This window comes from Salmonella sp. 32010601201800023SM, from assembly GCF_017572235.1.
Taxonomy (GTDB): domain Bacteria; phylum Pseudomonadota; class Gammaproteobacteria; order Enterobacterales; family Enterobacteriaceae; genus Salmonella; species Salmonella enterica.
Window position 1 is genome coordinate 31,195 of sequence record NZ_JAGEQS010000011.1, and the last position, 12,265, is coordinate 43,459.

At 54.3% G+C, this 12,265-nt stretch carries 12 protein-coding genes; 5 read left to right on the top strand and 7 right to left on the bottom strand.

Annotation, left to right across the window (positions count from 1 at the left end; genetic code table 11):
- The first annotated feature begins 155 nt into the window (after positions 1-155).
- The 4 genes from J4617_RS22080 (at position 156) to J4617_RS22095 (ending at position 3,768) form a co-directional block, all read left to right on the top strand.
- Positions 156-1,343: an MFS transporter gene (locus J4617_RS22080; protein WP_017465850.1), complete on the top strand. Its 1,188-nt coding sequence runs from the start codon at positions 156-158 to the stop codon at positions 1,341-1,343.
- The gene (yidZ, locus tag J4617_RS22085; protein WP_000749370.1) at positions 1,312-2,271 is read left to right on the top strand and encodes an HTH-type transcriptional regulator YidZ; all 960 of its coding nucleotides are present in this window, start codon (positions 1,312-1,314) and stop codon (positions 2,269-2,271) included. Before J4617_RS22080 ends, yidZ begins: the two co-directional genes overlap by 32 nt.
- A gap of 157 nt (positions 2,272-2,428) precedes the next feature.
- Positions 2,429-3,184, top strand: coding sequence for a 4'-phosphopantetheinyl transferase superfamily protein (locus tag J4617_RS22090; protein ID WP_000190678.1), 756 nt, complete (start codon positions 2,429-2,431; stop codon positions 3,182-3,184).
- Positions 3,184-3,768: an NADPH-dependent FMN reductase gene (locus J4617_RS22095; protein ID WP_001575173.1), complete on the top strand. Its 585-nt coding sequence runs from the start codon at positions 3,184-3,186 to the stop codon at positions 3,766-3,768. The genes J4617_RS22090 and J4617_RS22095 overlap by 1 nt, the downstream gene beginning before the upstream one ends.
- Positions 3,769-3,812: 44 nt before the next feature.
- On the opposite strand, the gene adeP is transcribed toward J4617_RS22095, so the two are convergent.
- Positions 3,813-5,150: an adenine permease AdeP gene (gene adeP / locus J4617_RS22100; protein WP_001519317.1), complete on the bottom strand. Its 1,338-nt coding sequence runs from the start codon at positions 5,148-5,150 to the stop codon at positions 3,813-3,815.
- A 168-nt stretch (positions 5,151-5,318) separates the two neighbouring features.
- Here adeP and yieH point away from each other — a divergent pair, with 168 nt between their 5' ends.
- Entirely contained in the window at positions 5,319-5,984 is a 666-nt protein-coding gene (gene yieH, locus J4617_RS22105) for a 6-phosphogluconate phosphatase (protein WP_000078082.1), read from the top strand.
- Between the two features lie 94 nt (positions 5,985-6,078).
- Here the strand turns inward: yieH and phoU are convergent, their stop codons facing one another.
- The 6 genes from phoU to J4617_RS22135 form a co-directional block, all read right to left on the bottom strand.
- Positions 6,079-6,804: a phosphate signaling complex protein PhoU gene (phoU, locus tag J4617_RS22110; RefSeq protein ID WP_000377800.1), complete on the bottom strand. Its 726-nt coding sequence runs from the start codon at positions 6,802-6,804 to the stop codon at positions 6,079-6,081.
- Positions 6,805-6,818: 14 nt separating this feature from the next.
- The gene (gene pstB, locus J4617_RS22115) at positions 6,819-7,592 is read right to left on the bottom strand and encodes a phosphate ABC transporter ATP-binding protein PstB (RefSeq protein WP_000063118.1); all 774 of its coding nucleotides are present in this window, start codon (positions 7,590-7,592) and stop codon (positions 6,819-6,821) included.
- 86 nt (positions 7,593-7,678) lie between these two features.
- Positions 7,679-8,569: a phosphate ABC transporter permease PstA gene (gene pstA / locus J4617_RS22120; protein ID WP_000212197.1), complete on the bottom strand. Its 891-nt coding sequence runs from the start codon at positions 8,567-8,569 to the stop codon at positions 7,679-7,681.
- A complete protein-coding gene (pstC, locus tag J4617_RS22125) occupies positions 8,569-9,528 on the bottom strand; it encodes a phosphate ABC transporter permease PstC (protein ID WP_000741630.1) in 960 nt (319 codons plus the stop codon). The genes pstA and pstC overlap by 1 nt, the downstream gene beginning before the upstream one ends.
- Positions 9,529-9,663: 135 nt before the next feature.
- Positions 9,664-10,704 (bottom strand): phosphate ABC transporter substrate-binding protein PstS, encoded by a 1,041-nt coding sequence (pstS, locus tag J4617_RS22130; RefSeq protein ID WP_000867130.1) that lies wholly within the window; start codon positions 10,702-10,704, stop codon positions 9,664-9,666.
- A 165-nt stretch (positions 10,705-10,869) separates the two neighbouring features.
- On the bottom strand, positions 10,870-12,243 hold the full coding sequence (locus tag J4617_RS22135; RefSeq protein ID WP_000162549.1) for a fructose-specific PTS transporter subunit EIIC: 1,374 nt from the start codon (positions 12,241-12,243) through the stop codon (positions 10,870-10,872).
- Positions 12,244-12,265: the final 22 nt, after the last annotated feature.

Here is a 12,265-nt window from a genome sequence, read left to right on the forward strand (position 1 = left end):
TACCGGGCCTACAAAACCCGTAAGCCGGATAAGGCGTTTATGCCGCCATCCGGCAGCAATGATTTCCCATGCGGAAATCACTGTTGTCCAAATGGCAACTCGTCTCGCGCAACGTCGCCCCGTATTCTTAGCGCCACACTTTTCGTGAGGCCGCTATGAAACGTTTTCTACTGTGTAGTTTTGCCCTGGTTTTACTCTATCCTGCCGGTATTGATATGTATCTGGTCGGTTTACCGCGTATAGCCGCCGATCTGAACGCCAGCGAGGCGCAGTTGCATATCGCCTTCTCCGTTTACCTGGCCGGAATGGCGACGGCCATGCTGTTTGCCGGGAAGATAGCCGACCAGTCAGGCCGCAAGCCGGTCGCGATCGTCGGCGCGATCGTCTTTATGATGGCCTCACTGCTTTGTTCACGGGCGTCGGAAGGCTCGCTATTTCTGAGTGGGCGTTTTCTTCAGGGGGTAGGAGCAGGCGGCTGCTATGTGGTGGCGTTCGCCATTCTGCGCGACACGCTCGACGAGCATCGCCGGGCGAAAGTGCTGTCATTATTGAATGGGATTACCTGTATTGTGCCGGTACTCGCCCCGGTGATGGGGCATTTGATTATGCTGCGTTTCCCCTGGCAAAGTCTGTTCTATACGATGTCCGCGATGGGCATTATTGTGGGCCTGTTATCACTGTTTATCCTGCGCGAGACGCGCCCGGCAAGGCTGGCTCCACGCGATTTATCACGATCGTCGCCCGCCGCCGAGTCGCTGGTTAACCGTTTTTTCGTTAGTCGACTGGCGATCACCACCCTTAGCGTGTCGGTGATCCTGACCTTCGTCAATGCCTCTCCAGTGCTGCTGATGGAGGTGATGGGATTTAGCCGTGGCGACTATGCCATTACCATGGCGCTCACCGCAGGCGTCAGCATGGTCGTCTCTTTTTCTACCCCTTTTGCGCTTGGGTTATTTAAGCCGCGAACCTTAATGCTCGTCTCACAGGGGCTGTTTTTGACGGCTGGCGTGACGTTAAGCCTTGCTCATACCAATACCGTCACGCTCTTTGGCCTGACGCTTATCTGCGCCGGATTCTCGGTTGGTTTTGGCGTCGCGATGAGCCAGGCGCTGGGGCCATTTTCGCTGCGCGCCGGAGTGGCCAGTTCCACGCTGGGTATCGCTCAGGTTTGCGGTTCATCACTGTGGATTTGGCTGGCGGCAATACTCGGTATCAGCGCGATGAATATGCTGATCGGGATTCTGATTGGTTGTAGCATAGTGAGTATTCTGCTGATCTTCTCCGTCGCGCCCAACAGGTCCGTAGCCGAGCATGAAGAAATCCCTTACCAGTCTCGATCTTAATTTGCTGTTATGCCTACAGTTACTCATGCAGGAGCGCAGCGTCACTAAAGCTGCAAAACGGATGAACGTAACGCCCTCTGCGGTCAGCAAATCGCTGGCGAAACTCCGGGCATGGTTTGACGATCCGCTGTTCGTCAATACGCCGCTGGGCCTGGCGCCGACGCCGCTGATGGTCAGTATGGAGCAAAGTCTGGCGGACTGGATGCAGATGGGGAATCAACTGCTTGATAAGCCGCATCATCAAACGCCGCGCGGTTTAAAATTTGAGTTGGCGGCAGAGTCGCCGCTGATGATGATTATGTTTAATTCACTGTCGCAGCAGATTTATCAGCGCTATCCGCAGGCTACCATTAAGGTTCGCAACTGGGATTATGACTCGCTGGAGGCGATTACGCGCGGGGAAGTCGATATCGGATTTACCGGACGCGAAAGCCATCCCCGCTCGCGAGAATTGCTCAGTCTGTTGCCGCTCGCGATTGATTTTGAGGTGTTGTTTAGCGATTTGCCGTGGGTCTGGCTGCGGGAAGATCATCCGGCGCTGCGCGAAGCGTGGGATCTGGACACTTTTCTGCGCTACCCGCATATCAGTATTTGCTGGGAGCAAAGCGATACCTGGGCGCTGGATGATGTCCTGCAAGAAATGGGACGCAAACGCCATATTGCGTTGAGCCTGCCGGGGTTCGAGCAGTCGCTCTTTATGGCCGCCCAGCCGGATCACACCCTGATAGCAACCGCGCCGCGCTATTGCCAGCACTACAATCAGCTCCACCAGCTACCGTTAGTGGCGCGCCCCCTGCCTTTTGATGCGCAACAGCGGGAAAAGCTGATGGTGCCGTTTACCCTATTATGGCACAAACGTAATAGTCATAATCCCAAGATTGTGTGGCTACGACAGGCTATCAACACGCTCTGCCGTCGCCTTATCTGACCACCTGCGTTGATAAATTAACCTTCCTCTTACCAGAAATGTCACCGTCTGATTAAAGAACCTTCTGAAATTGAATTTTTAGCGCGTAAAACCTGTCCATAATTTACGTTAATGTTACTCTCGTCATTATCACGGCCCATTAATCACGGAGCGAAAAATGGCGACTCACTTTGCCAGAGGGATACTTACGGAGGGACAGTTGGTTTCAATTCGTCTCTCTTCGTCTTGCCATATTGAAGCCAGAAACCTGCCTGCTCACCGACGAACGCGTTTTCTTGCCTCCAGAGGCCTTCTTGCCGAACTGATGTTTATGCTGTACGGAATTAGCGAGCTGCCGGAAATCATTATTCAGGCGAAAGGTAAACCCGCGTTTCGTGACAAAAATCTGCCAGGCTTTTCTATCTCCTACGCCGGAAATATGGTTGGCGTGGCGTTGACCACCGAAGGAGAGTGCGGGCTGGATATGGAATTACAGCGCACCTCCCGCGGCTTTCACCATCCGCATTCGCTCGAACGCCACCCTTTCTCCCGTAATGAAAACTTATGGGTAGCCAATCAAAACGATCCCAACGAAGCGCGAGCGCAACTCATTACATTGCGCCAGAGCGTGTTAAAACTCACCGGCGATGTCATGAATGACGATCCGCGGGAGCTGCAACTTTTACCCGTTGCCGGACGCCTGAAGTGCGCGCATGTCACGCAGCTTGAAGCCGTGTGCGATGCGGAAGATGTGCTGGTATGGTCCGTAACCGTTACGCCAGCGATAGAAAAATTAAAAGTGTGGGAGTTCGATGGCAAACTGGGCTGGAAAAGCCTGCCCGATATCCAGACGCGCGCCAATGAGCCAACCGGCCGTCTGATGCGATTCGCCCAACTCCCCGCCGCCAAATCGTATACGCTTAATCGTTCATAATGAAAAAAGGGGCACGTATGTCTGAAACGCTGAATGTGGTTACATTGCTGGGAAGTTTACGCAAAGGTTCCTTTAACGGGATGGTGGCGCGTACGCTGCCTAAAGTCGCGCCGGCAGGAATGACGGTATCGCCGCTGCCTTCGATCGGGGATATTCCGCTGTATGACGCCGATATCCAGCAGGAAGAGGGATTTCCAGCCAGCGTAGAGGCGCTGGCGGAGCAGATTCGCAACGCCGACGGCGTCGTCATTGTGACGCCGGAATATAACTATTCCGTTCCCGGCGGCCTGAAGAATGCCATCGACTGGCTATCCCGTCTGCCTGAGCAGCCGCTGGCGGGTAAGCCCGTTCTTATCCAGACCAGCTCAATGGGGGCGATTGGCGGCGCGCGCTGCCAGTATCATCTGCGCCAGATTCTGGTGTTCCTTGATGCGATGGTGATGAATAAACCGGAATTTATGGGCGGCGTGATTCAGAATAAAGTCGATCCGCAGACTGGAGAAGTGGTGGATCAGGGAACGTTAGATCATTTGACCGGTCAGTTGACCGCATTTGGCGAGTATATTCAGCGCGTTAAAGCGTAAGTTCGTTAAAAACCCTCACCCCGATGGGGCGAGGGTTCATTTCATCAGTGTGCGTCAATAAACACAATCTTCAGCACGAATAACAGCGCGACAATCACTACGCACGGGCTAAGGTCGCGCAGGCGACCGGTACCGATTTTCATCACGCAGTAAGAGATAAAGCCCAGCGCGATACCTTCGGTGATCGAGAAGCTAAACGGCATCATTACCGCCGTAATAAACGCCGGGACCGATTCGGTTAAATCCTGCCAGTTTACCCGCGCCAGGCTGGAGGTCATCAGCACGCCGACGTAAATCAACGCGCCCGCCGCCGCGTAAGGCGGCACCATGCCCGCCAGCGGCGACAGGAAGATAACCAGCAGGAACAAAATACCGACCACCACCGCCGTCAAACCGGTGCGACCGCCCACCGAAACGCCGGAAGACGATTCAATATAAGCAGTCACAGAAGACGTTCCGACAAATGCGCCAGTGACGGAAGAGATACTATCAACAAACAGCGCCTGCTTCATGCGCGGGAATTTGCCTTTCTCATCCGCCAGGCCGGCTTTATCGGTCACGCCAATCAGCGTACCGGAGGAGTCAAACAGGTTTACCAGCATGAAGGAGAAAATAACCCCCGCCAGGCCAAGATTGAACGAGCCTGCCAAATCGACATGCCCTACCACGCTGGTGACGCTTGGTGGCGCGGAGACAATGCCGTTGTAGTGTACATCACCCATCATCCAGCCAAGCAGCGTCGTGACGATGATGGACACCAGCACCGCCGCATGAATGTTGCGCGAAGCGAGAATCGCAATAATAAAGAATCCGAGAACCCCCAGCAGCACGCTGTGCGAGGTCAGGTTGCCGATGCTGACCAGCGTTTCCGGGTTAGCGACGATCACGCCGGCGTTTTTCAGCCCCATCATGCCGATAAACAGGCCGATGCCGCTGGTGATGCCCACGCGCAGGCTGACCGGAATGTTGGCGATCATCCAGTAACGCACGCGGAAGATAGTCAGCAATAAAAGACCAACAGCGCCCCAGAAAATGGCGCCCATGCCTACCTGCCACGGCAGTCCCATTGCCTGCACAACCACGAAGGCAAAGAACGCATTCAGCCCCATCGCGGGCGCCAGCGCCACCGGCAAGTTAGCGAACAGGCCCATCAGAATACTGCCAAAGGCCGCAATCAGACAGGTGGTCACAAAGACGGCGCTGGTGTCCATGCCAGCTACGCCCAGAATTTGCGGGTTAACAAAAACGATATAAACCATCGTCAGGAAAGTGGTAAAACCGGCGATCACTTCGGTTCGTGCCGTCGTGCCATGTTCGCGCAGTTTAAACACGCGTTCCAGCATACCCTGACCAGAAGCCTGGGTGGTGTGTTGTTGACTCATTATCAATTTCCGGAGAAAGGAGGGAAAATTCGCCGTTATCCTATACCAAAATGCGACACCTGGCGCAGTTGTGTGGTAATTTTTTTCACTCAATTTGTTAGTACGGCAACGATTGCGTCCCCTCATTCAGCATTACGTAAACGTTAAACTTGTTAAAATGGAAATGACATGTCCCAAATCGAAGCGGTGTTTTTTGACTGTGACGGCACGCTGGTCGACAGTGAAGTAATTTGCTCGCGCGCCTATGTCACTATGTTCCGGCAGTTCGGCATTACGCTTGAGCTCACGGAAGTATTCAGACGCTTTAAAGGCGTAAAGCTCTACGAAATTATCGATACCATCAGTAAAGAGCATGGCGTTGCGCTGGCAAAGGCGGAGCTGGAGCCGGTGTACCGCGCGGAAGTGGCGCGCCTGTTCGATACCGAACTGGAAGCGATCGCGGGCGCAAATACCCTGCTGGAGAGCATTAAGACGCCTATGTGCGTGGTATCCAACGGGCCGGTCAGTAAGATGCAGCATTCGCTGGGTAAACTGGGCATGTTGCATTATTTTCCCGATTTGCTGTTTAGCGGTTACGATATTCAACGCTGGAAGCCCGATCCGGCGCTGATGCTCCATGCGGCGAACGCCATGAAGGTCAATGTTGAGAAGTGTATTCTGGTGGATGATTCCAGCGCAGGCGCGCAGTCAGGAATTGCGGCGGGAATGGAAGTGTTTTATTTCTGCGCCGATCCGCATAACAAGCCGATCGATCACCCTAACGTGACGACTTTTACCGATTTGGCGCAGTTGCCGGGATTGTGGAAAGCGCGCGGGTGGGAGATTACGCGTTAACTGAAATGCCGGATGGCGCTGACGCTTATCCGGCCTACAGCATCTGTACCTGTAGGCCCGGTAAGCGCAGCGCCACCGGGCAAAAGAATGAGATTTACTCTTTCGGATCTTTCCCCGCCAGCAGCTTATCCAGCTCATCGCCGCCGACGTGACGGAAATCCTGCCCCTTCACGAAGTAGAAGATGTATTCGCAGATATTCTGGCAGCGGTCGCCGATACGCTCGATAGAACGAGCGCAGAATAACGCGGTCAGCACGCTGGGAATGGTGCGCGAGTCTTCCATCATGTAGGTCATCAGCTGACGCACGATGCCTTCATATTCCTGGTCAACTTTCTTATCTTCACGATAGATACGCACCGCTTCATCGAGATCCATGCGCGCGAACGCATCCAGCACGTCGTGCAGCATCTGCACGGTGTGGCGGCCCAGTGACTCCAGACTCACCAACAGCGGCTGATGCTGCTGGGAGAATTTCTCCAGCGCGGTACGGCAGATTTTATCCGCCACGTCGCCAATGCGCTCCAGTTCGGCGATGGTTTTGATAATCGCCATTACCAGACGCAGATCGCTCGCCGTCGGCTGGCGCTTGGCGATAATACGCACGCAGGCTTCATCGATGGCGACTTCCATCATATTAACCTGATGATCGCCTTCTACCACGCGCTTCGCCAGCTCGCTATCCTGGTTGTGCATCGCGGTAATGGCATCAGAAAGCTGCTGCTCCACCATACCGCCCATGGTCATCACCTGGGTACGAATGCTCTCCAGTTCTGCGTTGAACTGGCCGGAAATATGTTTATTAAGGTTCAGACTGTCCATTACGCACTCCTGAATTAACCGTAACGACCGGTGATATAGTCTTCTGTTTGTTTCTTCGCGGGCTTGGTGAACAGATCGTCCGTGTTGCTGAACTCAATCAACTCGCCCAGGTACATAAACGCCGTATGATCGGAGCAACGTGCCGCCTGCTGCATGTTGTGGGTCACGATCACCACGGTGTAATCCTGTTTCAGCTCGGTGATCAGCTCTTCAATACGCCCGGTAGAGATCGGGTCCAGAGCTGAACATGGCTCATCCAACAGCAGCACTTCCGGGCGAATGGCGATACCGCGCGCAATGCACAGGCGCTGCTGCTGACCACCGGAGAGAGAGTACCCGCTCTGGTGCAATTTATCTTTGGTTTCGTTCCATAATGCGGCTTTGGTCAACGCCCACTGCACGCGCTCGTCCATATCGGCACGAGACAGCTTCTCAAACAGACGCACGCCAAAGGCGATATTGTCATAGATGGACATCGGGAACGGCGTCGGCTTCTGGAATACCATCCCCACTTTTGCGCGCAGAAGCGCGATATCCTGGGTGTTGGTGAGAATATTGTCGCCATCCAGCAGAATTTCACCTTCCGCGCGCTGCTCCGGATAAAGCGAATACATTTTATTGAAGGTACGCAGTAGCGTTGATTTACCGCAGCCGGATGGCCCGATAAATGCCGTTACCTGATTCTTCGCGATATCCAGATTAATGTTCTTCAGGGCATGGAATTTGCCGTAGTAGAAGTTCAAATCACGAACCTGAATCTTACTCGGGGCAGTTTCAACCATACTCATTTCACTCTTTTCCTCATCCAGCGCCGCATCCGCCACGCCGTAAAATAATGCCTGATGGCGCTACGCTTATCAGGCCTACAATGTCTTTAACCGTGTTTTTTCTTCGCGAAAACAACACGCGCCAGAATATTCAGCAGCAGTACGCACAGGGTAATAATCAGCACGCCCGCCCAGGCTAATTGTTGCCATTCGGCAAACGGGCTCATCGCGAATTTAAAGATGGTCACCGGCAGGTTGGCGATCGGCTGCATCATGTCGGTGCTCCAGAACTGGTTCGAGAGCGCGGTAAACAACAATGGCGCCGTTTCCCCGGCGATACGCGCAATAGCCAGCAGAATACCGGTCATAATCCCGGAGATAGAGGCTTTCAGCGTAATCGCGGAGATCATCTTCCACTTCGGCGTACCCAGCGCATAAGCGGCTTCACGCAGGCTATCCGGTACCAGCTTGAGCATGTTTTCAGTGGTACGGATAACGATCGGCACCTGCAACAGCGCCAGCGCAATCACCCCTGCCCAGCCGGAGAAGTGCTGCATCTGCGCCACCACGATGGTGTAAACAAACAGCCCCACAACAATTGACGGCGCGGAAAGCAGAATGTCGTTAATAAAGCGAATGATTTCCGCCAGCCAGGATTTACGGCCATACTCCGCCAGATAGATCCCGGCCATAATCCCCAGCGGCGTACCCAATACGGTAGCCCAGAGAATCAACAATCCACTCCCCGCCAGGGCGTTCGCCAGCCCGCCGCCCGCCGTATTCGGCGGCGGCGTCATTTCGGTAAACAGCGCCAGCGACATACCATCAATGCCGCGCGTGATGGTGGACATCAAAATCCAGATCAGCCAGAACAGGCCAAATGCCATCGTCGCCATTGAGAGCGTTAGTGCGATACGGTTCTTCATGCGGCGACGCGCCTGCATCTTGCGACGGGATTCCGCGAGCTGCGCGGTGTTCTGCATATCAAGCGTAGCCATTAACGTGCTCCCTCGTTCTTCGCCAGACGCATAATCATGAACTTAGACGCCGCCAGGACGATAAAGGTGATCACAAACAGGATCAGCCCCAGCTCCATCAACGCTGCCACGTGCAGGCCCGATTCCGCCTCAGCGAATTCGTTCGCCAGCGCGGAAGTGATGCTGTTGCCCGGCATATACAGCGACGCGCTGTCGAGCTGGTAAGTGTTGCCGATGATAAAAGTGACCGCCATCGTTTCACCCAGAGCACGGCCCAGCCCCAGCATAATGCCGCCGATCACGCCATTTTTGGTGAACGGTAGCACGATGCGCCAGATAACTTCCCAGGTAGTACAGCCGATACCGTAAGCGGACTCTTTCATCATTACCGGTGTTTGCTCGAAGACGTCGCGCATAACCGCCGCAATGTAGGGGATGATCATGATGGCGAGGATGACGCCCGCCGCCAGAATGCCGATACCAAAGGCCGGGCCGGAGAACAGCGCGCCGACAAACGGAATGTTGGAAAGAATATTGCCGACCGGCTCCTGGAAGTACGTCGCAAACAGCGGCGCGAAGATAAACAGCCCCCACATGCCGTACACGATACTGGGAATTGCCGCCAGCAGTTCAATGGCGATGCCGAGCGGACGCTTTAGCCAGCCTGGCGCCAGCTCGGTTAAAAACAGGGCAATGCCGAAACTGACCGGAACGGCGATCAGCAGTGCGATAAAGGAGGTCACCAGCGTGCCATAAATGGGCACCAGAGCGCCGTAGATATCGTTTGGCGCGTCCCATTCCTTAGTCCAAAGAAATGAGAAACCAAATTTCTGAATACTTGGCCAGGAGGAGATGATCAATGAGACGATAATACCGCCCAACATCAATAGCACAATCAGCGCAGCCAGTTTTACCAGCGCGCTGAAAATCATGTCGCCTTTTTTACCCGGCGGGTTAAAAGCAGGCTTGGTTGCAGCCATAAATTACTCTTTCCATTAAACGCATTTTACGACGTTGCCCCTGCCGGATGGCGCTACGCTTATCCGGCCTACAACGTGGGCCTGCGGTCGAAACCGTAGGGCGGATAAGCGTAGCGCCATCCGCCAATTCGTTAATTAATACAGCGCCTTACCGTTGCTGTCTTTTATACTGGTCTTCCATGCAGCACGAACCTGCTCAACAACGTTATCCGGCAGGCTGGCGTAGTCCAGATCATTCGCCTGCTTAGCGCCATTTTTGTAGGCCCAGTCGAAGAACTTCAACACTTCAGCACCCTGCTCAGGTTTCTTCTGCGCTTTGTGGACCAGGATAAACGTGGTGGAAGTGATTGGCCACACATCGTCACCTTTCTGGTTGGTCAGATCCTGCGCGAAGGTTTTGCTCCAGTCTGCGCCTTTCGCCGCATTAGAGAAGCTCTCTTCCGTCGGGCTTACCGGTTTGCCGTCGGCAGAAACCAATTTGGTGTAGGCCAGGTTGTTCTGCTTGGCGTAAGCGTATTCAACGTAGCCAATAGCGCCTGGCAGACGCTGTACAAATGCTGCGATGCCGTCGTTACCTTTACCGCCCAGACCGGTTGGCCAGTTCACGGTAGAACCCGCGCCCACTTTCGATTTCCACTCGTCGTTGACTTTCGCCAGGTAACTGGTGAACACGAAGGAGGTACCGGAACCGTCAGCGCGACGCACCACAGCGATATTCTGTGAGGGCAGCTTCACGCCTGGGTTCAGTTTGGTGATGGCTTCATCATCCCACTTCTTGATTTTACCGAGGTAGATGTCACCCAGCGTTTTACCATCCAGCACCAGTTCACCGGATTTGAGGCCTGGAATATTCACCGCCAGCACCACGCCGCCGATCACCGTCGGAAACTGGAACAGGCCTTCCTGATTCAGTTTTTCGTCAGACAGCGGCGCATCGGAAGCGCCAAAATCAACGGTATTCGCGGTGATTTGTTTCACGCCGCCGGAAGAGCCTATCCCCTGGTAATTGACTTTGTTACCGGTTTCTTTCTGGTAGGTATCCGCCCATTTGGCATACACCGGCGCAGGAAACGTTGCACCGGCACCTGTCAGGCTTGCTGCTGCAAAGGCAGAGAACGCGCTCATCGATAAGGTCGCGGCGACAACAGTTGCGACAGTGGTACGCATAACTTTCATAATGTCTCCTGCACGGTTTCGGTAAATCGTTGTTTGAGTTGCTACGATGAGCAAAATAGGACAAATTGATGACAGTTATATGTCTTGATTATGACGGTTTGATGACAATGGAAATAAAAAAGCTGGCCCGGGGAGACACCAGACCAGCCTGCAGGGGGAGATGAATTAAACTGTTTGCGCAACCGCAGACGGTTTCAACAGCGCGTACATCAGGCCGCAGACAATCGTGCCCAGGGCAATCGAGAGCAGGTACTGCATCACATGTTCTACCGCATGCGGGATCGCCAGGACAAAGAGACCACCGTGTGGCGCCATCAGTGTACAACCGAAATACATGGACAGTCCCCCGGCGATTGCGCCACCGACCATCGTAGAAGGGATGACGCGCATCGGGTCACGCGCGGCGAAGGGAATCGCCCCTTCAGAGATAAAGCACAGCCCCAGGATAAAGGATGCGTTACCCGCTTCATGCTCAGAAGCAGTGAATTTCGCTCTGGCCGCCCAGGTTGCGACGCCCATCCCTAATGCCGGTACCATCCCTGCCGCCATAATGGCCGCCATCGGCATATAGGAATGAGAAGCCAGTAAACCGACGCCGAAGGTATACGCAGCTTTATTCACCGGCCCACCAAGGTCAAAACCTTGCATTGCGCCCAGCAACATTCCCAGCAAGATAGCATTCGTAGAGGTCATATTCCCCAGGAACGTCGTCAGCCCTTCCATCACCGCAGACACCGGGCCACCCACCACGTAAATCATGATTAGGCCGGTAATCAGCGTAGACAGTAGCGGCAGAACCAGCACAGGCTTAAGCGCTTCCATTGACGCTGGTAGCTTAATATTTTGCGCCAGAAACCGTACGCTGTAACCGGCCAGAAAACCGGCCACAATCCCTCCCAGGAAACCAGCACCGCACAGGCTGGCCAACATCCCGCCAATAAGCCCCGGGGCCAGACCCGGACGATCGGCAATTGAGAAGGCAATAAACCCAGCCAGTACCGGCACCATCAGCGCAAAGGCCGCCTTACCACCAATTTGAAATAACGCAGCCGCCAGCGTGCCCGGCTCGTTGAAGGCCTGGATACCGAAGACAAAAGAGAGTGCGATACACAACCCTCCCGCCACCACCAAAGGAAGCATATGGGATACGCCGGTCATTAAATGCTTATAAACGCCAGGTAGCTCTGTTTTACCAGCTGAAGAAGATCGCCCGGCACTCCCCTGATAGACCTCGGCGCTATTGAAAGCATTATCCATTTCCTGCGCACTCTTTTTTAGCGCCGCGCCGGTACTGGTGCGATAGAGTCTTTTGCCAACAAAGCCTGACAGATCCAGCTCAATATCCGCCGCGATAATCACCACATCCGCTTGCGCTATCTCTTCCGCGGTCAGCGTGTTCTTCGCCCCGACGGAACCGCGAGTTTCAACCTTGATCCAGTCACCACGCTTGCGGGCTTCAATTTCCAACGCTTCTGCCGCCATAAAGGTATGGGCGACGCCCGTCGGACAGGCCGTCACAGCAACAATTTTTTTAGTCATAGTAGGGTACCCTGTTCTTTTA

What these genes read in the sequence shown, in the direction of transcription:
- J4617_RS22090 (WP_000190678.1), top strand. Translation starts at nt 2,429, where the DNA reads ATGGCGACTCACTTTGCCAGAGGGATACTTACGGAGGGACAGTTGGTT.
- pstB (WP_000063118.1), bottom strand. Translation starts at nt 7,592, where the DNA reads ATGAGTATGGTTGAAACTGCCCCGAGTAAGATTCAGGTTCGTGATTTG.
- phoU (WP_000377800.1), bottom strand. Translation starts at nt 6,804, where the DNA reads ATGGACAGTCTGAACCTTAATAAACATATTTCCGGCCAGTTCAACGCA.
- pstC (WP_000741630.1), bottom strand. Translation starts at nt 9,528, where the DNA reads ATGGCTGCAACCAAGCCTGCTTTTAACCCGCCGGGTAAAAAAGGCGAC.
- pstS (WP_000867130.1), bottom strand. Translation starts at nt 10,704, where the DNA reads ATGAAAGTTATGCGTACCACTGTCGCAACTGTTGTCGCCGCGACCTTA.
- J4617_RS22135 (WP_000162549.1), bottom strand. Translation starts at nt 12,243, where the DNA reads ATGACTAAAAAAATTGTTGCTGTGACGGCCTGTCCGACGGGCGTCGCC.
- adeP (WP_001519317.1), bottom strand. Translation starts at nt 5,150, where the DNA reads ATGAGTCAACAACACACCACCCAGGCTTCTGGTCAGGGTATGCTGGAA.
- yieH (WP_000078082.1), top strand. Translation starts at nt 5,319, where the DNA reads ATGTCCCAAATCGAAGCGGTGTTTTTTGACTGTGACGGCACGCTGGTC.
- J4617_RS22095 (WP_001575173.1), top strand. Translation starts at nt 3,184, where the DNA reads ATGAAAAAAGGGGCACGTATGTCTGAAACGCTGAATGTGGTTACATTG.
- yidZ (WP_000749370.1), top strand. Translation starts at nt 1,312, where the DNA reads ATGAAGAAATCCCTTACCAGTCTCGATCTTAATTTGCTGTTATGCCTA.
- pstA (WP_000212197.1), bottom strand. Translation starts at nt 8,569, where the DNA reads ATGGCTACGCTTGATATGCAGAACACCGCGCAGCTCGCGGAATCCCGT.
- J4617_RS22080 (WP_017465850.1), top strand. Translation starts at nt 156, where the DNA reads ATGAAACGTTTTCTACTGTGTAGTTTTGCCCTGGTTTTACTCTATCCT.